This is a genomic window from Nocardia sp. NPDC003693 (assembly GCF_053981095.1).
Genome location: NZ_JBSFNO010000018.1, coordinates 1 through 24,336, shown reverse-complemented (window position 1 = coordinate 24,336; position 24,336 = coordinate 1). Strand labels below are relative to the sequence as shown.

Annotated in this window: 12 protein-coding genes; 3 read left to right on the top strand and 9 right to left on the bottom strand. The window is 69.3% G+C overall.

Features of this window, described 5'->3' with window-relative positions; translation table 11 throughout:
• The first annotated feature begins 90 nt into the window (after positions 1 to 90).
• From ACWDOP_RS20555 to ACWDOP_RS20545, 3 genes are all read left to right on the top strand, one after another.
• The gene (locus ACWDOP_RS20555) at positions 91 to 3,378 is read left to right on the top strand and encodes an arabinosyltransferase domain-containing protein (RefSeq protein ID WP_456346362.1); all 3,288 of its coding nucleotides are present in this window, start codon (positions 91 to 93) and stop codon (positions 3,376 to 3,378) included.
• A 66-nt stretch (positions 3,379 to 3,444) separates the two neighbouring features.
• Complete coding sequence (locus ACWDOP_RS20550) at positions 3,445 to 6,771, top strand: arabinosyltransferase domain-containing protein (protein WP_454200659.1); 3,327 nt, start codon at positions 3,445 to 3,447, stop codon at positions 6,769 to 6,771.
• 166 nt (positions 6,772 to 6,937) lie between these two features.
• Positions 6,938 to 7,714, top strand: coding sequence for an alpha/beta fold hydrolase (locus ACWDOP_RS20545; protein WP_454200660.1), 777 nt, complete (start codon positions 6,938 to 6,940; stop codon positions 7,712 to 7,714).
• 78 nt (positions 7,715 to 7,792) lie between these two features.
• Here the strand turns inward: ACWDOP_RS20545 and ACWDOP_RS20540 are convergent, their stop codons facing one another.
• The 9 genes from ACWDOP_RS20540 to ACWDOP_RS20500 all read right to left on the bottom strand — a co-directional run bounded on the left by ACWDOP_RS20540 (position 7,793) and on the right by ACWDOP_RS20500 (position 24,171).
• Positions 7,793 to 7,993 carry a DUF5988 family protein gene (locus ACWDOP_RS20540; protein WP_354986489.1) on the bottom strand — a complete coding sequence of 67 codons (201 nt, stop codon included), beginning with the start codon at positions 7,991 to 7,993 and terminating at the stop codon, positions 7,793 to 7,795.
• A gap of 129 nt (positions 7,994 to 8,122) precedes the next feature.
• A complete protein-coding gene (locus ACWDOP_RS20535) occupies positions 8,123 to 9,667 on the bottom strand; it encodes an acyl-CoA carboxylase subunit beta (RefSeq protein ID WP_454200661.1) in 1,545 nt (514 codons plus the stop codon).
• A gap of 52 nt (positions 9,668 to 9,719) precedes the next feature.
• Positions 9,720 to 14,906: a polyketide synthase Pks13 gene (gene pks13 / locus ACWDOP_RS20530; RefSeq protein ID WP_456346361.1), complete on the bottom strand. Its 5,187-nt coding sequence runs from the start codon at positions 14,904 to 14,906 to the stop codon at positions 9,720 to 9,722.
• A gap of 154 nt (positions 14,907 to 15,060) precedes the next feature.
• Positions 15,061 to 16,983 (bottom strand): long-chain-fatty-acid--AMP ligase FadD32, encoded by a 1,923-nt coding sequence (gene fadD32, locus ACWDOP_RS20525; protein ID WP_454200663.1) that lies wholly within the window; start codon positions 16,981 to 16,983, stop codon positions 15,061 to 15,063.
• A 714-nt stretch (positions 16,984 to 17,697) separates the two neighbouring features.
• Entirely contained in the window at positions 17,698 to 18,669 is a 972-nt protein-coding gene (locus tag ACWDOP_RS20520; protein WP_454200664.1) for a cutinase family protein, read from the bottom strand.
• Positions 18,669 to 19,196 carry a DUF732 domain-containing protein gene (locus ACWDOP_RS20515; protein ID WP_454200665.1) on the bottom strand — a complete coding sequence of 176 codons (528 nt, stop codon included), beginning with the start codon at positions 19,194 to 19,196 and terminating at the stop codon, positions 18,669 to 18,671. The genes ACWDOP_RS20520 and ACWDOP_RS20515 overlap by 1 nt, the downstream gene beginning before the upstream one ends.
• Before the next feature lie 139 nt (positions 19,197 to 19,335).
• Entirely contained in the window at positions 19,336 to 21,345 is a 2,010-nt protein-coding gene (locus ACWDOP_RS20510) for an alpha/beta hydrolase-fold protein (protein WP_456346360.1), read from the bottom strand.
• Positions 21,346 to 21,531: 186 nt separating this feature from the next.
• On the bottom strand, positions 21,532 to 22,644 hold the full coding sequence (locus ACWDOP_RS20505) for an alpha/beta hydrolase (RefSeq protein ID WP_456346359.1): 1,113 nt from the start codon (positions 22,642 to 22,644) through the stop codon (positions 21,532 to 21,534).
• Between the two features lie 192 nt (positions 22,645 to 22,836).
• Positions 22,837 to 24,171 carry an alpha/beta hydrolase-fold protein gene (locus tag ACWDOP_RS20500; protein ID WP_456346358.1) on the bottom strand — a complete coding sequence of 445 codons (1,335 nt, stop codon included), beginning with the start codon at positions 24,169 to 24,171 and terminating at the stop codon, positions 22,837 to 22,839.
• Positions 24,172 to 24,336 lie beyond the last annotated feature (165 nt).

Below are 24,336 nucleotides of genomic sequence, written 5' to 3'. Positions count from 1 at the left end.
GCCGCGAAATCCGCACCGCCGGAGCGCGGGACGGCGGCCCGCGCACGGCGGGCGGACCGCCGGACCCCGTGATCGCTAGCATCGGGGATCGTGCGCGAAGACACCCGAGCGTTTCATCGCATCCGCCTCATCGCCGTGGTCTCCGGACTGCTGGGATTCCTGCTGGCGGTGCTGACCCCGATCCTGCCCGTGAAACAGGATCGGCCGACCCTGAATTGGCCACAGGGTGACGCGGTGAACGTGGCGGCGCCGCTGGTGTCGTACACCCCGCTCACGCTCGACGTGACCATCGGCTGCGAGGTGCTGCGCGAACGGCCCACCGGGACACTGTTCTCGACCGTCCCGGTGGAATCCGGGAAGGCCGTCGACAAGGGCCTGGTCGTGCGCGTGGACGCCCCCGCGGCCACGGCCGACGCGAACCCCGCGGTTCCGGCCGAGCGCACGATTTCGGTTCTGCTGCGCAACATTCCGCTGCTGTCCGCGCCCGTCGACGAGATCCAGAACTGTGGGGCGCTGACCCTGCACTCGGACGCGACCGAGACCCGCGCCGAGTTCGCCGGCGCCGCGCGCGCGGACGGAACCCCGTTCGCGGGCAAGGTCACCGGCGACATCCGGCCGCAGGTGGTCGGCATGTTCACCGATCTGCCGAAGGACCGGCTCGGCGCGTCGACCGCGCACGCGGAGATCGACGCGCGCTTCAGCAGCAGCCCGAGCTGGGTCAAGCGCATCGCCATCGCGGGCGCGGTGCTGTTCACGCTGATCGCCCTCGTCGCGCTGCACCTGCTCGACACCCGCGACGGCCGCAAGCCGCGCCGCTTCCTGCCCGCGCACTGGTGGCGTTTCCGGCTCGCCGACGGCGTGGTGCTGGGCACGCTGGTGCTCTGGCACATCATCGGGGCCAACACCTCCGACGACGGCTACATCCTGAACATGGCTCGGGCCTCGAAGGTTTCGGGCTACATGGCGAACTACTACCGCTGGTTCGGCGTCGCGGAGGCCCCCTTCGGCTGGCCGTACGAGGTACTGGTGTGGATGTCGCGCATCAGCGACTCCAGCCCGTGGATGCGGCTGCCGTCGCTGCTCGCCGGAATCGTGTGCTGGCTGGTCATCAGTCGCGAGGTGCTGCCGCGCCTGGGAGCGCGGGTGCGCCGCGACAACGTCGCGGTATGGACCGCCGGACTGGTGTTCCTGGCTGCCTGGATGCCGTACGACAACGGCCTGCGCCCCGAACCTCTCATCGCCGCGGGCGCGCTGCTGACCTGGTGCTCCATGGAACGCGCCATCGCCACCGGCAGGCTGCTGCCCGCCGCGGTCGGCGTGCTCATCGCCGCGTTCTCGCTCGCCGCCGGGCCGACCGGACTGATCTGCCTGGCCGCCTTGGTCGCCGGATCGCGGCCGGTGCTGCAGATCATCATCAAGCAGGCCAAGGGCACGGGCCCCGCGCTGCTGCGCTACGCCGCCCTGCTCGCACCCGGCGTCGCGGCCGGAACCCTGGTCCTGGTGGTCGTTTTCGCTGATCAGACGCTCGCCTCGGTCATGGAGGCCACCCGCGTCCGCACCGCCATCGGCCCCAACGTGGCGTGGTTCGACGAACGCACGCGCTGGGATTCGCTGCTCATGCTCTCCCCCGACGGCTCGCTGGCCCGGCGCTTCGGCATTCTCGCCATGCTGCTGAGCCTGGGCGTGTGCGTCATGGTCATGCTGCGCAAGAACGGCCGTATCCCGGGCACCTCGCGCGGGCCGTCCGCGCGCGTGCTCGGCATCGTGTTCATGTCGCTGTTCTTCATGATGTTCACCCCGACCAAGTGGACGCACCACTTCGGCGTATACGCCGGGCTGGCGGGTTCGGTGGCGGCGCTGGCCGCGGTCGCCGTTGGCGTCAACGGGATTCGCTCGCCGCGCAATCGCACGCTGTTCACCGCGGCGGTGTTCTTCCTGCTCGCCATGACTTTCACCGGACCCAACGGCTGGTGGTACGTCTCGAGCTACGGCGTCCCGTGGTTCGACAAGGCCCCGCTCATCGCGGGCAAGGGCTTCTCCACCCTGTTCCTGGGCCTGGCGATCCTGTGCCTGCTCATCGCCGCCTTCCAGCACTACCGCGAGCCGTACACGACGCCGAAACCGGTGCGCGGCTTCGACAAGTTCGCGAGCATGCCGCTCACCATCGCCGCGGCCGTCCTGGTGCTGTTCGAGGTCGCCTCGCTGGCCAAGGCCGCGGTCACCCAGTACCCGGCGTACTCGGTCGCCAAGTCCAATATCCGGGCCCTGGGCGGTGATTCGTGCGGGCTGGCCAACGACGTGCTGGTGGAGACGAACACGCGGGACTCGCTGCTGCGCCCCTGGACCGGCTCGGTCGCGGACGGATTGACCGCGGGGAACACCGCGGTGAACACCGGATTCACCCCCAACGGCGTGGCCACCGACCTCACCGCCGACGCCGAGGAGACCGTCACCGGCGGCGCCAACTCGGTGGACAAGGACTCGGACAACAAGACCACCAACACCACCGGCGCCGGCACCGGCGGCGGCACCAGCGCCGAGACCGGCGTCAACGGCAGCACCGTCACCCTGCCGTTCGACCTCGACCCCGCCACCACCCCCGTGCTCGGCAGCTACAGCGACGGCGACCAGGCCGTCGCCAAGCTGACCACCGGCTGGTACCGCCTGGACCTGTCCGGCGAGATGCGCGCGGACCCGGCCTACCGGGTACTCGCGATCACCGCCGCCGGCCGCATCAGGTCCGTCAACAAGGACGGCGTGGAGACCTACGGCCAGGACCTGTTCCTGGAGTACGGCACCCGCGCCGCCGACGGCAGCGTGACCGACACCGGCCGCCTGCGGCCCATCGACATCGGCCCCGCCCCGTCGTGGCGCAACCTGCGCGTGCCGCTGGATCAGATTCCGTTGGGCGCGAACGCCGTTCGCCTGGTAGCCAACGACGTGGACATCACCGAGCGTCAGTGGCTGGCCGTCACCCCGCCCCGCCTGCCGAAGCTGGAGACGCTGAACTCCGTTGTCGGCGAACAGGCCCCGGTCCTGGAGGACTGGCACGTCGGCCTGGCCTTCCCCTGCCAGCGGCCCTTCGACCACCACGACGGCGTGGCCGAGGTACCCGAATGGCGCATCCTGCCCGACCGCACCGGCTCGGACGCCTCCAACGCCTGGCAGGACGACATCGGCGGCGGCCCCCTCGGCTGGACCGGCCTGCTGCTGCGCGCCGAGACGATCCCGTCCTACCTGAACGACGACTGGTCCCGCGACTGGGGCTCCCTGGAGCGGTTCACCCCCTACGTCCCGGACGCGGTCCCGGCCGAGCTGCAGGTGAGCGTCGAAACCCGCACGGGCTTCGCAAAAGACGCACCGATCCGCGCGAAGTAGCCACGACAGATACCACCGCCCTCACCCGCCGACCCGAGCGTCGGCGGGTGGGTACCATCAGCAACCGTGCCCGACGCCTCCGCTGTCCTGAGCAAACCCGCTACGCCGCCGACGCCCGCGGCGACGCCGCGCGACTATCGCACCGCGAAGCTGATCGCGATCGTCGCGGGCGTGCTGGGAGCGCTGTTCGCGCTCGCGACCCCGTTCCTGCCGGTGAAACAGACGGTCGCGACGGTGCAGTGGCCGCAGCGCGGAACACTGGAGAGCATCGACGCCGCGCTCATGTCGCAGGTGCCGCTGGAACTCACGGCCACCATTCCCTGTGCGGCGGTGAACCAGCTCGATCCGCGCGGCGGCATCCTGCTGGCAACCGCACCGCCGCAGGGTAGCGGAGCGGACCTGCAGGGCTTGTTCGTCCGCGTGTCCGGCGAGAGCGTGGACGTGCTGGACCGCAACGCGGTCGTGGCAACCGCCCAGCGGTCGGAAATGGCGGACTGCACGCAGATCGTCATCACCTCCGACAACACCCGGACCTTCGCCGCGTTCGAGGGCCTGACCCGCACCGCGGAACGGGTCACCGCGAACGGCGGGCGCGAGAGCGTCACCGTCCCGGTCGAGGGCAGTCTGCTCGGTGACCTGCGCCCGCAGGTGGTCGGCGTCTTCACCGACATGAAGGGCGATGTGCCGCAGGGCCTTTCCTTCTCCATGACGGTGGACTCGCGGTTCTCCTCGACCCCGACCCTGCTCAAGCTGGCCGCCATCGTCGCGGCCGTGCTGCTGACCCTGCTGTCGCTGGGCGCGCTCGCCGCGCTGGACACCAGCGACGGCCGCGGGCACCGGCGCATCTTCCCCCGGCACTGGCTGAAGCCGACCTGGGCGGACGGCGGCATCATCGGCACGCTGCTGCTGTGGCATTTCGTGGGCGCCAACACCTCCGACGACGGCTACATCATGACCATGGTCCGGGCGGCCCCGCACGCCGGCTACATGGCCAACTACTTCCGCTGGTTCGGCGTCCCCGAGGCCCCGTTCGGCTGGTACTACTACGTCATCCAGGCCTTCTCCGAGATCTCCACGGCCAGCCCGGTCGTGCGCATCCCGGCGCTGCTGTGCGGCATCCTGTGCTGGCTGGTGATCAGCCGCGAGGTGGTCCCGCGCCTGGGCCGCGGCGTGGCGACCTCCAAGGTCGCGCTGTGGACCGGCGGCCTGGTCTTCCTGGCGTTCTGGCTGCCCTACTGCAACGGCCTGCGCTCGGAGCCGATCGTCGCGCTCGGCGCCCTGCTGACCTGGGTCTCCATCGAACGCGCCATCGCCACCGCGCGCCTGCTGCCCGCGGCGATCGCGGTGCTGGTCGCGGCGTTCACCCTGGCCGCCGCGCCGACCGGCCTCATGTGCGTGGCCGCGCTGCTCGCCGGTATCCGCCCGCTGGTCCGCATCGTGGTGCGCAGGCACGAGCAGTTCGGCACCACGGCGCTGCTGGCGCCCATCGCCGCCTCCGGATTACTGGTCCTGGTGGTCGTTTTCGGCGACCAGACCTTCTCCGGGATCATGGAGGCCAACCGCGTCCGGCAGGCGATCGGGCCGAATCTGGCCTGGTACGAAGACTATCTGCGCTACTACTACCTGTTCGTGGAGACCGTCGACGGCTCGCTCGCGCGCCGCTTCGCCTTCCTGCTCATGATCCTGTGCCTGATCACCACCATGCTGGTGCTGCTGCGCAGGCGGCAGGTGCCGGGCATCGCCTCCGCGCCGACCTGGCGGCTCATGGGCGTGGTCTTCGGAACCATCTTCTTCATGATGTTCAACCCGACCAAGTGGACGCACCACTTCGGCGCGTACGCGGGCATCGCGGGTTCGCTGGCGGCGGTGACGGCGGTCGCGGTGTCGGCCACCGCGCTGCGCTCGCGCAAGAACCGCTCGGTGTTCCTGGCCGGGTTGCTGTTCACCCTGGCCGTGGCGTTCTCCGGCATCAACGGCTACTGGTACGTCTCCAGCTACGGCGTGCCCTGGTACGACAAGCGGGTGTCGCTCAGCGGCTACCAGTCCAACACCCTCATGCTCATGCTGTTCGGCCTGGCCCTGGCCGTGGTGGCGTGGCAGTCGCTGCGCGAGGGCTACGCCAAGCCGATGGCGAACGGAAAGACCGCGCGCGGCAGGCGGATTCGGCGCTTCGCCGCTATCCCGCTGACCGTCATCGCGGCGCTCATGGTGGCGTTCGAAGTGCTGTCGCTGGTCAAGGGCGCGGTGTCGCAGTACCCCGCGTACTCCCTGGCCCGCTCGAACTTCGATGCGGTGGGCGGCAATTCGTGCGGCCTGGCCAACGACGTGCTGGTGGAGACCGACGTCAACGGCGGCAACCTCACCCCGATCATCGATCCGGCCAACCCGCCGGTGAACAACGACCCGCTCGCCGGAGCGAATCCGATCGGCTTCTCCCCCAACGGCATTCCGGAGAAGATCAGCGCGGACAACGTCGAGGTGAAGCCGGGCACCGGCAACACCGACACCCAGACCATCGGCCCCGCCTTCGAAGAGGGCGAGAGCGCGGGCACCGCCGGCGGCAAGGGCGCCGAGGGCGTCAACGGCAGCACCGCGGCGCTGCCGTTCGGCCTGGACCCCGCCACCACCCCGGTCATGGGCAGCTACCAGGACGGCGTGCAGCAGCCCGCCGAGATGAAGTCCAGCTGGTACCAGCTGCCCGCGCGCTCGGATGACACTCCGCTGGTGGTGATTTCGGCCGCCGGTCGCATCCTGTCCTTCGACGACACCGGCAACATGACCTACGGGCAGTCGCTGGTGGTCGAGTACGGCCATCGCGAGGCCGACGGCACCGTCACCGAACTCGGCTCCTACCTGCCGCGCGACATCGGGCCGGCCCCGTCGTGGCGCAACCTGCGGGTGCCGTTCTCGGCGCTGCCCGAGAACGCGGACGCCGTGCGCATCAACGCCAAGGACCCGATCCTGATCGGCGATCAGTGGCTGGCGTTCACCGCGCCGCGCGTGCCCAAGCTGCAGACGCTCAACAGCTACATCGGATCCACCCAGCCGGTGCTGCTGGACTGGGCGGTGGGCCTGCAGTTCCCGTGCCAGCGCCCGTTCGATCACCGCTACGGCGTGGCCGAGATGCCGAACTTCCGCATCCTGCCCGACCGCCCGCTGGCCATCAGCTCCACCAACACCTGGCAGGCGGCCGAGAACGGCGGCCCGCTCGGCTTCACCGAGATGCTGGCCAAGTCCAAGACCATCCCGACCTATCTGAACGACGACTGGGATCGGGACTGGGGTTCGCTGGAACAGTACGACCAGTACTACCCGGCCCAGCCCGCCGAGATCGAGACCTCGACGGCGACCCGGTCCGGCTTCTGGTCCCCGGGACAGCTCCGGGTCTCCTGACCCGCCGCGCCGGCCACCCGACCGGCGCGCCGACCCGGCGAACGGCCGCCCGCAACACGCGGGCGGCCGTTCTCGTTTCACCCGTCCCGGCCCCCGTTTCACCCGTCCTCACCGGGGAAACCCACCCGTTGTGAGTACGGGCGGAACCTACCGGGAAGATATAGCCATGGTGAATATTCAACTCGGCGATGTAGCGACCTGGTACGACGTACACGGTGACGGCGAACCGGTGGTCCTGCTGCACGGCGGGTTCGTGGATTCACGCATGTTCGCCCCCGCCATGCCCGCGCTGGTCGGCCGCTTCCGCGTGTACACCACCGACCGCCGCGGCCACGGCCACACCCCCGACGTCGACGGCCCGCTCACCTACGACGTGATGGCCGAGGATCTGGTCGCCTTCCTCGAGAAGGTGGTCGGCGAGCCCGCGCACCTGGTCGGGCACAGCGACGGCGCGATCGTCGCGCTGCTGGTCGCGCTGCGCCGCCCGGATCTGGTCCGCAAGCTGGTGCTGATCAGCGGCAACTTCCACCACATCGGCGTATTGCCCGGCGTCATGGACGGATTCGAGGATCCGGACACGCAGAAGTACCTGGCCGGACGCTACGGCGAGGTGTCACCGCACGGCGAAGGCCACTTCCCCGTCGTGGCCCGCAAGATGCTCGACATGGGCCGCACCGGGCCGACCCTGTCCCCCGAGGAGCTGCGCGACATCCCGCACCGCACCCTGGTCATGTCCGGCGACGACGACGCCGTCGCGCTGGAGCACACCATCGCCCTGTACCGGGCCATCCCCGATTCCGAACTCTCCATCACCCCCGCGACCTCGCACCTGCTGGTCATGGAGAAGCCGGCGCAGGTCTACGCGGAGATCGCCGAGTTCCTCGGCCAGGACCGGGCCCCGACGCGGCAGCCGATCCGCCGCGCGGAACCGGCGCATCGGTAGGTCTCACCCGCCGCGCGACGGCGCGGGCGCTGCTCTCGTCCGGCCGCGGTCTCGACCTCGGCCCGGCCCCATCCGGGTTCAGCCCGGGATGTGGGCCACCCATTCGTAGACCGGGAGGCTGCCCTCGGGGGTGTCCTCCCAGCGCGGGGTCACCTTGAACCGCTCGTAGCCGCCGCCGAACGCCACCCGCAACTCGATTCCCGGCGGCGTAATGGGGACGATGCGATGATCGAGCCCGTCAGGTCCGCCTTCGAGCAATGCCTTAGGTGAGCTACTCATAGCTGAAGGCTCTCACATGCGAGTCAACCGACCAATCGATTCGACGCAATCGGCGAGCCGCAAATCGGACACATCTCGCACCCCCGCGCGACCCGGATCCGCTCGGATCCGGGCGCCGCGGTCACCGCGTCAGAGCGGAAGAAGGTGGTGTTTGCGCGGGTTTCGAGCGATCTTCTTGTCGCGCAACAGCTGCAACGCCTTACGGATTTCCAGCCGGGTGGTGGCCGGGTCGATGACGGCGTCGATGTAGCCGCGCTCGGCCGCGACCCACGGCGTGGCGATGGTGGCGTTGTAGAAGGCGATCATCTGCCGGCGCATGGCGGCGCGCTGATCCTCGGGCGCGGCCTCCAGCGACTTGGCCCCGATCAGGCTGACCGCGCTCTCGGCGCCCATGACCGCGATGCGGGCGGTCGGCCAGGCCAGGTTCACGTCCGCACCGAGCTGCTTGGAACCCATGACCGCGTACCCGCCGCCGTAGGACTTGCGGATCACCACCGTCACCTTGGGCACCGTCGCCTCGACGAACGCGAAGATGAAGCGGCCGCCGCGTTTGATGACGCCGATCTTCTCCTGCTCGACGCCGGGCAGGAAGCCCGGGGTGTCGACGACGAAGACCAGCGGGATCTCGTACGCGTCGCAGAGCCGGACGAAGTGCGCGGCCTTGTCCGAGGCCCGCGCGTCGAGGGCGCCGGCGTAGACCAGGGGCTGATTGGCGACGACGCCGATGCTGCGCCCGTCGACACGGGCGAAGCCGCAGATGACATTTCGGCCCGCGGAGTCGCCGAACTCGTGGAACTCACCGTCGTCGAAGATGCGGATCAGGACGTCGTACATGTCGTAGCCGGCGTTGTCGGCGTCCGGGACGATGCCGTTGAGTTCCCGATCGGAGTCCGTGATGTCCGGCTCCAGACCGGGATTCACGATCGGTGGCAACTCCTGGCAGCTCGACGGCAGATACCCCAGGTACTGGCGCACCCATTCGAAGGCGGCCAGTTCGTCCTTGGCGACATGGTGGATGTTGCCGTAGTCGGCCTGGCTGCGCGCGCCGCCCAGTTCCTCGAGACTCACGTCCTCACCGGTGACCTCGCGAATCACCTTGGGACCGGTGACGAACATGTAGGCGGCCTCGGTGGCGACCACGACATCGGTGTTGATCGGCGCGTAGACCGCGCCGCCCGCGCAGCTGCCCAGGATCATGGAGATCTGCGGAACCAAGCCGGACAACGGTTCCTGCCGCCTGCCCAGTTCGGCGTACCAGGCCAGCGAGGTCACCGCCTCCTGCACCCGCGCGCCGCCGGAGTCGTTGATGCCGACCACCGGGCAACCCACCTTGGCGGCGAATTCCATGATGCCCGCGACCTTCCGGCCGAACATCTCCCCGACCGAACCGCCGTAGACGGTCTGGTCGTGGGAGAACACCGCCACCGGCCGGCCCTCGACGAGGCCGTGACCGGTGACGACGCCGTCGCCGTAGAGTGCGTCCTTTTCGCCCGGATTGCGAACCAGCGCACCGATTTCCACGAAGGTACCGGGATCCAGGAGCATGTTGATCCGGTCGCGAGCGGAAGGAATGTGCTTGCGCTCGCGCTTGGCGATTCCCGCTGCACCCGCCGGTTCCCTCGCGACTTCCAACTTCCGTCGCAGGTCAGCGAGTTTCTCGGCGGTAGTGCTCACAGGACTCCCTTCGGTAGAAACCTACTTTCGCAGAACCCGTTTCGCAGCGCGGCTATTTCGGCGTCGTGTCGACGGCCCCCAATTTCTTGGTCAGATCGGCGCCGATGGTCGCGATGCGCGGCTCGTCCACGATATCGATGTGGTCGCCGGGGATGTGAATGACCTCCAGATTCGGGATGTGCTCGCCCCAGCCGCCATTGGGCAGGCGCTCACCGAAACGTGGCTCCAGCTCGATGATTCCGTCGTGGTAGCGGTCCGCGAGGTAGAGCACCACGTGGCCGTCGTAGTGCTGCGGCGAGATCCGCTGCAGCTCACCGCTGTCGATGTACGAGCTGCGCTGGTGTTCGAGCACGCCGCCCGGAATGTCCACTCCGGCGAATTTGACCAGTTCCAGGACGATGTCGATCTGCTCGGCGTCCGAGGCCGCGGCCAATTCCTCGAGCTGCTCGTCGTCGAGTTCGCCCTCGAAGCCGTAGGTCTTCTTGGCGAAGTTCTGGAAACGCCGGACCCGGTTCACCCGCTCCTCCGGGGTGTCCAGGTGCGGCTGCGACGGCAGCGCCACGTCGATCAGGCCGACCTCGCGCACATCCGCGCCCTCGGCGCGCATGAGCTCGGCGACCTTCAGCGCGAACACGCCGCCCAGCGACCAGCCGTAGAGGAAGTACGGACCCTCGGGCTGCCGCTTGCGGATCTCCGGAATGTACTGGCGCGCACGCTCTTCGATGGAACCCTCGACGCGTTCGAAACCGTACATCGGGGTGCCCGCCGGCAGGCGCCGCAGCAGCGGCTCGTACACGAGGGTGTTGCCACCCGAGGCGTGGAAGACGAAGACCGGGATCGCGGTGGAACCGGCCTCCTTCGCGCGCAGGGTGCGCACGAAGCCCTCGACGTCGTCGCCGTGCTCCTGATAGGTGGCGACCAGGTCGGCCAGCTTCTCGATCGTCGTGCAGGCCCGCACCTCATCCGCGCTGACCTGCGCCTTGACCCGCTCCGAGAGCCGGGCCACCAGCTTGTCCATGGTGGCGTCGTCCAGCTCCGGCAGCGGGTTGAAGATGCCGCCCGCGGACTTGCCGGTCGCCAGCGCCCAGGTGCCGTACGCCAGGCGCTCGGCGCCGTTGCGCGGGGGCACGTTGTCCTTGTCGGTCTCCCCGACCGGCGGCGCGGCCTCGAAATCGGCTGCGGTGGCCGTGGATTCGGCCTCCGCCTCGGCCACGATCTCGGTCGCCTCGGCGATCACGTCCGACGCCTCGGCGTCGAGCCGGTCGGCCGCGGTCGGCAGCACCGCGAGCGGATCGGTGCCCGCCGCCATAGCCGCGCGCGCGGCGGCGACCAGATCGCCGTCGACCGAGATGTCCTCACCCGCGGCCTGCCGCGCGGCGATATCGGCCAGCTCCTCGCGATGCTCGATCGCGTAGCGCAGCACCTTGCCGACCTCGAGCAGGCTGGCGTCGCGCACCGCCTGCAACTGCAGCTGCGGAATATCGAACTCGTACTCCACCCGGTTCTTGATGCGCATGGCCATGAGCGAGTCCAGGCCGAGCTCCATCAGCGGGATCTCCATCGGCAGATCCTCGACCGCGTAACCCATCGACTCCGCGACGATGAGCGCCAGGCGCTGCTCGATGGTCTGGCGGCCGTTGGGATCCCAGCGATCACCGGCGGCCTCGACGACCTCCACCTCGGCGGCCGGAGCGGCGGCGAGGGCCGCGACCGGCTGTGCCACCACCGATTCCGGCAGCGGCGCGCCGGAGGCGACGACGGCGTCGAACAGCGCTGTGAAGGCGGCGCCCTGCTTGGCGTGCACCGCGACCGACGCGCCGCCCAGGTGCGGGGTCAGCGTGGTGGTCAGGGTGCCCGCGGCGGGCAGCGCCGCGTGCGCGACGGACGCGCCCACGGTCACCTCCGAGAGCACCTGCGCCGCAGCGGCTTTCACCAGCTCGGTCAGGTCGGTGACGGCCGCGGCCTGCACCTCCCAGACGTGGCGGCCGTCCGGCAGCGCCACGTGCGCGCCCGGAATCCGGCTGCTGCCCGAATCGGCGGCCAGCCCGACCTTGGGCCAGTACTGCTTGCGCAGGAACGCCGTACGCGGCACGTCGGCGTAGTCACCCGCGGGCACCAGCGACGGCAGATCCACCGCGTGGCCCTGCACGTACAGCTGCGCCAGCGCCGAGATGACCGCGGCGGACTCGTCTTCCTTGCGCTTGAGCGTCGGGATGAGCGCGGCGTTGTGCACGCCGGCCGCGAAGGTGGTGCCGAGCACCTGCATGAGCGCCACCGAGTTCGGCGCCAGCTCCAGGTAGGTGGTGATGCCCGAGTTCACCGCCTGCGCGATGGCATTGGTGAAGTACACCGAGCCGCGCATGTTGGTGACCCAGTAGTCCACGTCGTGCACCGGCGGGTTGCCCGCGCGGTAGACGGTCTCCTTGTGGACGGTGGAGTACAGATCGTGCTTCAGCACGGTCGGCTCCAGACCGGCCAGCTCGGCGGCCAATTCGCCGAGCAGCATGTCCATCTGCGAGGTATGGCCCGCGCCGCGGGTCTGCAGCACGCGCGCGAACTTGCCCTCGGCCTCGGCGCGCGCCACGATCGCGTGCACCTGATCCGGCGGACCGCCGATGACGGTGTTGGTCGGCGCGGCGTAGACCGCGACCTCGATGTCCGGGTAGTCCACCAGGATCTCGGCGATGGCCTCGGCCGAGTACTCGACCAGCGCCATGTTGCGCACCTGGTCGTCGGTGATCATGGCCTCGCCCTCGGCCATCAGCCGCGAACGGGCGCAGATGACGCGGACCGCGTCCTCCAGGGTCAGGCCGCCGGAGATGTACGCGCCCGCGACCTCGCCCTGCGAATGGCCCACGATGCCCGCGGGTTCCGCGCCGTGCGCGCGAAGCACCGCGTTCAGGCCGAGCTGGATGGTGAAGGTGCCGACCTGGCCGGTGCCGATGTCCCAATCCTGCTCGTCGTCCAGGATCATCTCGCGCACCGAGTAGCCGGCCTCGTCCAGCACGTACTCGTCGACCTCGTCGACGGTCTTACGGAAGATCGAGTTCTCGTTGTAGAGCTGCTTGCCCATCTTGCGGTGCTGGGCGCCGAAACCGGCCATGACCCAGAGCGCGCCGCGGGCGGCGGGAGCGTCGGCGGTGTACACGCCGGTGCCCGGCTTGCCCTCGGCGATGGCGCGCAGGCCGGCGACGGCCTCCTCGTGCGTCTTGGCCACCACCACGCCGCGCGAACGGCCGTGGTTGCGCTTGGCCAGCGACCGGGCCACGTCCGCCAGCGGAGTCGCCTGTCCGGCTTCGCTTTCCAGCCAGTCGGCCAGATCGGCGGCGGCGCGGCGGCGGCGCGACGGCAGGTACGCCGAGACCGGCAGGATCAGCGGCAGCGGCTCGTCGCGGTCGGCCCATTCCGGTTCCGGCGCGGCGGCTTCGGCGACGATGTGCTCGGCCTCGGAGATCACGTCGGTGTTCTCGTTGTCGAGATCGACCGGCGCGGGCGCGGCGGCGTCGGTCGCGGGAACGACCGGGGTCTGCACGTACTCCTGCACGACGATGTGCGCGTTGGTGCCGCCGAAACCGAAGCCGGAGACGCCGACGGTGGCCTTGCCGCTGTAGCGCGGGAACTCGGTCGGCTGCTCGACGACCTTGAGATGCGCGGTGTCCCACGGGATGTACGGGTTGGGCCCGGCGTACCCGAGGTTCGGCGGAATCACGTTGTGCTGCAGCGACATGATGACCTTGGCCAGCGCCGCGGCGCCGGCGCCGGACTCCAGGTGCCCGAAGTTGGTCTTGGCCGAGCCCAGCAGCGCGGGCTTGTCGTCGTCGCGGCCGCGGCCGATCACCCGGCCGAGCGCGTCGGCCTCGATCGGATCGCCGATCAGCGTGCCGGTGCCGTGCGCCTCGATGTAATCGACGCTGGACGGGGCGATTCCGGCGTCGCGGTAGGCCCGGCGCAGCACCTCGGCCTGCGCGTCCGGGTTCGGCGCGAGCATGCCGTTGGAGCGGCCGTCGTTGTTGACCGCCGAGCCCTTGATGACCGCGTACACGGTGTCGCCGTCGCGTTCGGCGTCGGCCAGGCGCTTGAGCACCAGCAGCGCACCGCCCTCGGCGCGGACCATACCGTCCGCGTCGGACGAGAACGCCTTGATGTGACCGTCCTTGGCCACACCGCCGTTGGCGTCGAAGCCCAGCGTCGCCATCGGCGCGACCAGCGCGTTCACGCCGCCGGCCAGCGCCAGATCGGCTTCACCGCTGCGCAGCGCGCGCACCGCGTCGTGCACCGCGACCAGCGAGGACGAGCACGCGGTGTCGATGGCCACCGACGGGCCGCGGAAGTCGAAGAAGTACGAGGTGCGGTTGGCGATGATCGACGAAACCGAGCCCATGATCCCGTAGGCCTCGGCCGAGAGCGGGGTCTTGTCCTGCTCGGTGTTGCCGACGCTCATCGCGGCGATGAGCATGAACTCGTTGCCCGAGGAGCCGACGTACACGCCGACCGGCTCGCCCTTGAGGGTGTTCGCCGGAATCCTCGCGTGCTCCAGCGCTTCCCAGGTGAGTTCCATGGTGAGCCGCTGCTGCGGATCCATGCGCTCGACCTCGACCGGCGAGGTGGCGAAGAATTCGGCGTCGAAGCCCTTGATGACCTCTTGGTCGAGGTAGCCGCCCTTGGTGTTCGCGTTCGCGACGGCCTCGGCCGCGCGCGGATCGGTCAGGAACTCCGACCAGCGACCCTCGGGTAGATCGCGGATGCCGTCACCGCGGTTGATGAGGAAATCCCAGGTGGATTCGGGCGTATCGCCCGCACCCGGCAGGCGGGTGGACAACCCGACGATGGCGATGTCGTGCGCCTCGTCCGGGGTGTAGCCCGCGGTGTAGAACGAGTCGTCGGCCGACTCGGCCGGAAGATCCGGTTCCCCGTTGATGATTCGCTCGGCGAGCGAGGCGATCGTCGGGTGCTGATAGACGATGGTCGCGTTGAGGATGACGCCCGTCAGTTCCTCGATGTCACCGCCGAGCGCGAGCGCGTCCCGCGACGCCAGGCCGAACTCCTCCATGGGACGGTCCACGGTGATCTGCTCGAGCGGCTGCCCGGTCGCGTCGGCGACCCATTTGCGCAACCACTCCCGCAACTCCGCCACCGTCATATCGGCGCCGGTGGGAGCCGCTTTCGCGGCCGCGTCAGCGGGCACCGCCGGAGCGTTGTCGGTCGTCTGGGTGGGGGACGTGCCCTCGTTCTCAGCCATCAGTTCCTCAAGCTACCTGTCTGCTCACGGTGTGCGGCGGTGTATCGGCGGTGATTGTCCTTCGAGAACCTCACCGGGCGAAGCGGCGGGGCTCCAAGCATGAATGGCGCGGACCATATCGCGGTCCGCGCCACTTCACGTTAGTTGCTCCGACTCACTCCTCGTCTGGAGCATCGGGGAAAGCCTGCTGCGTGTAACCACCGCGCAGTGTGCCCTCCAGATAAGCGGCCTTGCACGCGGCGCGCGCGATCTTGCCGCTGGAGGTACGCGGAATCGAACCCGCGGGCACCAGCAGAATGTCCCGCGCCGTCACACCGTGCCGGGACGAGAGCGCACCGCGCACCGCGTCCGCGATCGGCTGCGGATCGGCCTTACCGGCGCCCGGGCCACGCTCGGCCACGATGACCAGCTGCTCGGAACCGTTGTCCGGGTCGTAGGGCAGACCCGAATGGCTGTCCTGCGCAAAGACTTCGGCGGGCAGCTGATTGGCGGGCACCGAGAACGCGGCGATGAAGCCGGGGCGCAGCTGGGTGGAGGCCTCCTGCGCGGAGAACTCCAGATCCTGCGGGTAGTGGTTGCGGCCGTCCACGATCACCAGGTCCTTGACGCGACCGGTGATGTAGAGCTCGCCGTCCACGTACACGCCGTAGTCGCCGGTGCGCAGCCAATTGCCGTCGGCCGGAACGCCCTCGGCGTGCGAACCCGCGGCGACCCGGTTGACGATCCGGTTCCGGAAGGTCTTCTGGGTCTCCTCGGCGCGACCCCAGTAGCCGATGCCGACGTTGTTGCCGTGCAGCCAGATCTCACCGACCCGGCCCTCGGGCAGCTCGGTCGCGCCCTCGGGGGAATCGACCGAGGCCGGATCCACGATGGCGCCCCACTGCGAGACCGCCACGTACCCGCAGGAGACCTGCGCGATGGAGTTCGGCGTGCCCTGTTCGACCTTCACGATCCGGCCGGCGTTGAGCTCGGTGCGGTCCACGTAGATGACCTTGGCCTCGTCCTCGTGCCGGGTGGCCGAGACGAACAGCGTGGCCTCGGCCATGCCGTAGCAGGGCTTGATGGCCGTCTTGGGCAGGCCGTACGGGGCGAACGCCTCGTTGAACTTCTTCATCGAACCGGTGGTCACCGGCTCGGAGCCGTTGATCAGGCCGAGCACGTTGGACAGGTCCAGTGACTCGCCCGGCTTGGGCACCGCGCGCGCGGCGGCGTGCTCGAAGGCGAAGTTCGGTGCGGCGGCGAAGGTTCCGGCGCCGTCGGACACCGCGGCCAGTTCCTGGATCCAGCGCGAGGGACGGCGCACGAACGCCGACGGCGACATGATGGTGATGTACTTGCCGCCGACCGCGGGCAGGATCACCGTGAGCAGGCCCATGTCGTGGTACAGCGGCAGCCAGGTGACGCCGCGCGAATTCCAGTTCAGGTCCAGCGCGTTCACCATCTGCAGCACGTTGGTCCCGACACCACGATGGGTGATCTCCACACCCGCCGGGGTGCGTGTCGAACCGGAGGTGTACTGCAGGTACGCGATATCGTCTACCGCGATGTCGGGGCGGATCCAGGATTCGCCCACGCTGTCGGGGATCGCGTCCACGGCGATGATGCGGGGACGCTGGGCCGCGGGCAGCGCACGGAAGAACTGGCGGACACCGGCGGCCGAGGAGCTGGCCGTCAGGATCGCCGCAGGCGTGCAGTCGCCGAGCACCGCGTGCAGGCGATCGGTGTGGCCCGGCTCGTCCGGATCGAACAACGGCACCGAGATGGTGCCCGCGTAGATCGCCGCGAAGAAGGAGATGACGTAATCCAGCCCCTGCGGGGCCAGGATCGCGACCCGATCGCCGCGCTTGGTCACCTGCTGCAGTCTGGCGGCCACCGCGCGCAGCCGAGTGCCGAACTGACTCCAGGTGAGGTCCTGGTACACGCCGTCGCGCTCACGGGAGTAGTCGATGTAGCGGTAAGCCAGATCGTTCGCGTCATTCCCGGCTGTGTGCTTCTCGACGTAGTCGACGAGGGTGCGCCCCTCGGGAATCGTGATGTTCCCCGTTTCGTCGAGGTAATCGTCGAAAGTCTCGTCCATTCCTTCTTCTCCTCCGAGGCACACGCGACATGGGCGGCGACGATGCCGCTGTTGCCTGTGTGGGGCCCCGACTTTTCGCCCGCGGGGAGCTCTTGCGAGAGCCGACCTGCAGAATTCTGTTGCGGTCTGCGCGGTGACCGTCTATTGGCTAGATGTACTCAAACCAGGGTCATGTTACAGAGCGGCCACCCTGCCATGCTCCGGAGCGGCCAAACATATCCCAGCTCACTCGGCCTCCGCACACGGGATCACCGGCGCGAATGTCGATGTTTGGGTGGGCGATGTTCACACACGATGGCATGGATGTGAGTTGCCGCACCCGACGGACCCGGACGACGGTCCCGGCTGATGTGCCGACCGCCACAGCCGGCGAAGACAGAGGAGTTGCACACGCCGAGCACCTTCGGGCGAGTCCCGGCCTCGGCGTGTCCGCTGCTTTCTTCCAGCCCGGAGCGGTCGCCGTAGGCGGTACGGCGGCGACTGCTCTCATGAACACCTTGCTCCTGGCTGGCCGGATTCTGCTGCGGCGCCGCGCAAGCCAGGCACCGCAATCTGGTGCACTCTACAACGTGACCCCGAAACTAGGGGGTCGGCTGTATTTAATTTGCCTCCACCTCACGCCGGCTGCTCGCGGACGTCGTGACCCACCCCAATCACGGGGTTCGCGGCCCGCTCGGTTCGGGATCGGCGCAGCGGACCGGGGCGGAACCGGTTCTAGGAATGCGGCGGGTGCGGAGCGTTCTCGATCAGGCCGCTCGCCCAGTTCACCGTCCAGGTCGTCGCGGTGTTGCCCGCGTCGTCGACGACGAAGCCCGCGTAGAGGCTGTGCACCGGATTCCCGGCGGCCTTCACCAGGGTGCCGACGCTGGCCATGATGTTCAGCGGGTTCAGGGCCTGTTTGGGTGCGTCGCAGATGAGATCGCCCGGGGAGCACATGGTGAAGGACCGGTCGGCGAGCGCGCCGAAGCCCGCGCGCGGTCCGGTCATGGTGATGCCGGGGACGTTCAGGCCGCGCAGGGCGACCTCCGCGCCGACGCCGGGCGGCGAGACGCCGATCTCGGTCGGCTGTCCGGCCCCCTGATCACGGCGCCCGTCGGCGATGACGGTCACGCCGAGCACCCGGTCCGCCGGGACGGGCCCGTCGCCCGCGCCGATCTGGGCGGCGACATCGCCCGCGATGACCGCGCCCTGGGAGAAACCGACGATCACATAGCTGGTCAGCGGGCAGGCCGAATACGTCTCGGCCAGCTTCTCGGTGGCCTTGCGGGTGCCCTCGGACCGCGAGTTGTTGTAGGACTGCTGGCCGTCCGGCGGCAGCGCGACGGGATTGGAGAACTGCGCCACGTACGGGACGGTGTAGACCTCCAGCCGGTTGTCCGGGAACTTCTCCCGGACCGGGTTGGAGATGTTGAGCATGAGCGACGCCGGATTCGCGGACGGGTTGTACGGATCGTCGGTGCTACTGGACTCCCAGGTACCGGGCACCGACAGGAACAGCACGTCCGGGCAGCTCTCGGGCTGCGAGGTCGGCGGCGTCGGGCCGGGCGGCTTGGGTCCGGGCACCTTCAGCCGGCCCGCCAGCAGGTACCACAGCAGCAGCACCACGATGATCACCAGGACGATCGCGGCGATGAGCAGCAGGCACCCCTTCGGGGCGGACCGGCCTCCGGAACGGCGTCGCGACATCACTTGTCGCAGTAGCTGGCCGCGGCGACTTCGTAGTAGATCTTGCCCGCCTGCTCCACCGACATCTTCGACTCGTCGAAGCCGGGATCCGAGCCCGCGATGGCGGTCACGTAGGTGATGATCTGGTCCTCGGGCGCGCCCTGGGCCTTGCCCTGGCACACCAGGTTGCCCGCGGTGAGCGCGATGTCGGAGGCGGCCGGGTTGATGCCGCGCTTCTTCAGCTCGTCGAGGAAGGTCTTGTCGCGATCCCCCAGCGGCGCGGCATTGCTCGGGGTGGTGATGAACTCGCTCGGCACCGGCGCGGGCCGTTCGACCACCGTGCTGGAGGGGTCGCCCTCGGGCGCGGGCGCGGCCTCGGAGCCGGGGGTCTCGGCGCCGGGCGTGGTAGCCGCGGTGGTCTTGGCCGTGGTCGGGGTCAGAGTGGGCGTGCTCGTCGCCGTCGAATCGTTGTCACCACAGGCGGCGAGCAGCCCGGTGGCGGCGAAAGCGAGAACGACGCCGAGAACCTTGCCACGGGTCCGATGCATTTATTCGTTTCCTTGATCTGTCTGCGGGCACCAGGTCGGCCCCCACATTAGCGGCGACCTCTGCCGACGTCGCTGACTCGGAGCCGAACCTCATGCACTTCTAAGAGAAAATCCGCCCGCTGCACCCCGCCCCAACAGGTCAGTTGGGGCGCACCTCCGGGCCGAGGGCCGGAATCGGCAGCGGAAAGCCCTCTGCCGGTTCCAGGCCGCGCGGCTCGGTCGTGGTGGGCGCCGCGGCGGGCCCGGGCTGCGCGTCCGCGGGCCGATCCGCGCGAGCCGGCTGCGCGCCGGGCGGTACCGCCGCGGGTGCGGCCGGATCCGGCGCGGCCACGACCGGCTTGGTGTCGACCGGACCGCCGACGGGCCTGCCGTCCAGCGAGTAGACCTGCGCGCGGTCACCCTGCACCAGGATCGAACCGCCCTGGAAGGCCTGCTGGGCGCCCGCCGCCGTGATGCCCTCGTCGCCGATCGGGAAGCCGAGCGGACCGTTCTCGAATCCCTGTGCGCCCCACGCGTGCATGATCGGGCCGTTGCGCACGCCCCACGCGCCGGACAGCGGACTCCAGTAGATGTTGCCGCCCTCGAAGGCGACGTACCGGCCGAGATCGCGCAGCGGTTGCTCGGCGCCCATCGGGAAGCCGAACGCGCTGTTCTCGAAACCGATCTGGGCGTACCTGCCCAGAATCAGCCCCTGCAGCAGATGCGCGCCGGTCTTCGGGCTGAAGTAGATGGGCCCGTGCTCGAAGCCCTGGACCACGCCGTCCCGGTTCGGGGTGCGCAGTTCCGGTCCGTTCGGGTACCCGGCCGGACCGCCCTCGAAGCCCTGCCTGGCCCACTCGTCCAGGATCGCGCCGCGCACCATCTGCGCGCCGGTCTGCGGGGTCCAGTAGATGGATCCGTTCTGGAAGCGCTGCCAGCGGCCGCGGCCGTCGGGCAGCGCTTCCTCACCGCCGGTGGGGAATCCGAGCCCGCTGCCGGACCCGTTCAGACCGGCGAAGGTGCCGCTGATGGCGCCGCCGACGGCCTGGGCCCCGGTGGCCGGGGAGAAGTAGACCTGGCCGTTGCGGAAGTCCTGCGCCACGCCGTTGGCGACCGCGTACTCCGCGGTCAGGCAGTCGCCGAGCCAGTTGTTCGCCTGTGCCGCACCGGCTATCGCGCCGCCGAGCTTGCAGTCGGTGGCGGTGCCGTCCACGCCGAGCGCGGCGGCGGTCTGCGCCCAGGACTGCCGCATCTCGAAATCCCAGTAGGGCCAGGTGTGCGTGCCCGAGGGACGGTAGCTCACCTGCACCGGGATGTTGAGCTTGTTCAGCTTGGACACGAAGTTCTGAGAGCTCAAGCGGGACAGCACTTCCAGGCCCATACCGGCGTAATTACTGGTGAGCCCGGGAATGTCGCCGGGCGGATCCGTGGCGCCCGCGGTGCCGCTGCCGCTGGAGATGTAGAGGCCGGTGCCCTTCAGCTGCTCGGCGAGCTCGTACGGGTCGTGTGCCTTCCACTCCGGGCTGCTCGGCGGGCCGAACATCGCGTTGGAGTCGAAGCCGCCGGAATCCTTCATCGCGAAATTGACCATCTGCGGCATGCCGAGGGTGGTCAGGGTGAGGAATCCCGAGTAGGAGGCGGCGTGCCGGACCCAGCCGGGATTGCGCGCGGCCAGCATCATGGCGGCGGTGCCGCCCATCGAGAGACCGGACACCGCACGCGAACTCGTGGCGCGCCACTGACTCTCCAGCAGCGGCGGCAGTTCCTTGGTGAGGAAGGTCTCCCACTTGTAGTTGTGGCCGTTGTCCGGTTGCAGCCAGTCGGTGTAGAAGCTGGACTGGCCGCCGATCGGCAGCACCACGGTGACGTTCTTGTCGGCGAAGAAGCCCGCCGCGCCCGCCTCCTTGGTCCAGCCGTTCTCCTCGTTGGTGGCACGCAGGCCGTCCAGCATGAACATGACCGGGAATTTGGCGTCCGGGCGGGATCGCCAATCACGGGCCAGCAACAGCTGAACCTGGACGGGCGTGCCGGAGGCGGGCGAATTCACCCACAACGCCACCCGGCGATCACCCAGCCACACGACTTTCTGGACCGTCGCCGGACCGGATTCCACGGGAGCATCGGGTTCGGCCGCAGCCGGACCCAGCCCCGCGAAAGATCCCGCGACCATGGTGAAAACCAAGGTCGCGGCTCTTGTCACCCAGCGTCGGCGCGCTCGCTTCGTCCCACGAACAACTCCAGCCACACAATTGTTGTACCCCTGATTACCCGCGCGGCCGGGAAGACGCGCGGGTAATCAGGAGCATTCAGCTAACTATTGGTTTTGTTCGTCCGAATCTGCGGGCCGGCGGTCCGGTTAAACACCCAGGGCGCGCAGAATATCCGGCCGGGCGCTGGCGAGTTCGTCCTGCCAATAACCCCACGAATGGGTGCCCTTGCCCGGGGTGCTGTAGTGCGCGTCGATGCCGAGCTGCTTCAGCCGGGACATGAACGCGACCGTGGACACCATCGACAGCGCCTCCAGGCCCACGGCATTGACGGTGTCGAAGGTGGTCCTGTCCTCCCGGTCGTCGTACGGACCGGGCAGGCCGGACGCCGCCGACACGTACATCGGCAGGCCGCGCAGCTGCGGCGCGAAGACGAAGGGGTCCATGCGCAGCCACGCCGGACTCCACGGCCACGCCATCGAGTCCACGTTGAAGCGCCCGGCGCTGAGCATCGCCAGGCGAATGGCCTCGCGCATACCGGGGGCGGAGATGTTGAGGTAGCCGGAGAACGAGGACGCGTGCTTGAACTGGTCGCGGTGGTAGGCCGCGAGCGCGAGCGCCGCCGATCCGCCCATGGACAGCCCGGCCACCGCGTTGCGGGTGCGCGAGACGCCGTGTCCCTCCAGGAAAGCGGGCAGCTCCTCGGACAGGAACGTCTCCCACTTGTAGGTGAACTTCTGCCCGTTCGTGCCCGAGGGCGCACGCCAATCCGAGTAGAAGCTGGACTGTCCGCCGACCGGCATCACCAGCGTCACATCGTCGTCGATGAACTGCTTGAGCGCGTCGGTCTCGAAGGACCAGGCGTTGAAGTCGTCCCGCGCGCGCAGGCCGTCGAGCAGGTACAGCGCCGCGTCGCCGCCGCGCGCGGCCCACTGCACCTGCACCTTCACCGGGCCCATGCTCGAGGGCACCATGAATTCCTGGAAACGCGGGCGCGCCGGCGGTTCCGGGGGCGCGGGATCACCCGCGGCCGCCGGGGCGGGCGCGGCGGCGGGCGCCGCCGGGGCCGGGTCGGCGACGGGCTGCGGATCGGCCGCGGGCTTCGGGTCGGCGGCCGGCGCCGCGTCCTCGCCGCCCTCGGGTGCGCGCAGCAGCGGCGCGGGGGCGGCCGCGGCCGAACCCGAGAAGCCAGGCAGCCCAGCGACTCCCGGTAAGACCGTCGCCCCGGGCAGTACCACCGCGGCGGCCGCGACCGTCAGCACGCGTCGCCAGTGACGCGCCCTGTCGTGACGAACCGAATCGAGCTCTGGAACCGAACGTGGGCATGACGGGCCCTGTGCTGCCATCAGAATTGTGCTCCTGAACCGCAAGGGGGAACGACACCAAACGTGACTGGCGTCACGGACATCGGAGCACATTACCGGTGCGCACCCGGTTGCTGGCAAGTATCTCGTTCAGCTGGCGTGTATTTCGGTCTTTCCCTCTCGGAAGACGATGTAGCCGCGCTGGAAATTCTGCCGCACGCCGCCCGGAATGGGAGTTTCGTCGCTTATTGGAAAACCAAGCGTGCCACCGGGTCCCGCCGCGCCCTGGTACGCGCCGCCGATCGATCCGCCCACCGCGTGCGCTCCGCCGGCTTCGGACCAGAACACCCGGCCGCCCCGGAAATCCTGTGCCGCACCCCCGGCCAGCGCGAACTCCCGGGTCACGCAGTCACCCAGCCAGTTCTTCGACAGTGCCACGGGCGCGATCTCGCCCGCGGTCGCACAGCCCGGCGCGTCCTGCACCCCGAGCGCGGCCGCGGCCTGCGGCCAGGACTGCCGCATCTCGAAATCCCAATACGGCCAGGAATGCGTTCCGGACGGTCGATAATTCACCTGAATCGGAATGCTCAATTTATTGAGCTTTGCTACGAATTGCCGGGCGGAGAAACGCGCGATAACTTCCAGCGCCATACCCGTCCAATCGGTGCTCACCCCGGGAATGCCGTGCGGTATGTCCCGCGCCCCGGCGAGCCCGCTGCCGGTGGAGACGTACAGGCTCACGCCCTTGAGCCGTTCGGCCAGCGCGTACGGATCGTGCGCGGCCCATTCGAGGTCGGTGACCGGGCCCCACATGTTCTCCGAGTCGTAGCCGCCGGCCTCGCGCATGGTGTAGCGGATCGCCTGCGGCATACCGAGAGTGGTCGTGGTCAGCACGCCGGAGAAGGAACCGGCGAAGCGCACGAAGCCGGGATTGCGCGCGGCCAGGGTCATGGTGGCGCTGCCGCCGAGGGCGGCGCCGAGCATGCCGCGCACGCCGTTCGTCCGCCACGAGCGCTCCAGCAGCGGCGGCAGTTCCTTGGTGAGGAAGGTCTCCCACCGATAGGTCCTGCCGCGGTCGGGTCTTCGCCAGTTCGTGTACCAGCTCGACTGCCCGCCCACCGGCAACACGACCGTGATGTTCTTGTCCGCGTAGAACTTCTGCGCCCCGGCGTCCCTGGTCCACCCGCTCTCGTCGTCGCTCGCCCAGCGTCCGTCGAGCAGGAAAAGCGCTGGAAATCGACTGTCCGGCTGGATGTTCCAGTCCCGTGCGAGCAGCAGCTGCACCTGAATCCGAGTGCCCATGGCCGGCGAGTCCACCCACAGCGCGACCCGTCTCTCGGTCAGCCACACCACATTCCGTATCTCGGGCGCGTTCGGCGCGGCGGCCACCGCGCCGCCCGTCACCAGGACCGACGCGGCCACCGCGAGCGCCATCAGTCCGCCGCGCCCGCGCCTCCCCCTACCACCACTTGCCACACGTGTCACAGAAGGTTTCTACCGCGCCAATGCCTTTCGCGGGAATTCACGACAAAAGAACCGGCCGCCCTCTCCGGGGCCCGACAGCCGTGCTCCACACGCCGGTGCTGGTGACCGCCGGATTCGGCGGCGGGTCCAGCGAGAGCCGCAGTTTGGGCATCGGGTCGAGCCGAT

Bases quoted from the DNA above. Each gene is read 5' to 3' on its own strand.
- pks13 (WP_456346361.1), bottom strand. From the start codon at position 14,906: ATGGCTGAGAACGAGGGCACGTCCCCCACCCAGACGACCGACAACGCT.
- ACWDOP_RS20520 (WP_454200664.1), bottom strand. From the start codon at position 18,669: ATGTCGCGACGCCGTTCCGGAGGCCGGTCCGCCCCGAAGGGGTGCCTG.
- ACWDOP_RS20545 (WP_454200660.1), top strand. From the start codon at position 6,938: ATGGTGAATATTCAACTCGGCGATGTAGCGACCTGGTACGACGTACAC.
- ACWDOP_RS20540 (WP_354986489.1), bottom strand. From the start codon at position 7,993: ATGAGTAGCTCACCTAAGGCATTGCTCGAAGGCGGACCTGACGGGCTC.
- ACWDOP_RS20510 (WP_456346360.1), bottom strand. From the start codon at position 21,345: ATGGTCGCGGGATCTTTCGCGGGGCTGGGTCCGGCTGCGGCCGAACCC.
- ACWDOP_RS20515 (WP_454200665.1), bottom strand. From the start codon at position 19,196: ATGCATCGGACCCGTGGCAAGGTTCTCGGCGTCGTTCTCGCTTTCGCC.
- fadD32 (WP_454200663.1), bottom strand. From the start codon at position 16,983: ATGGACGAGACTTTCGACGATTACCTCGACGAAACGGGGAACATCACG.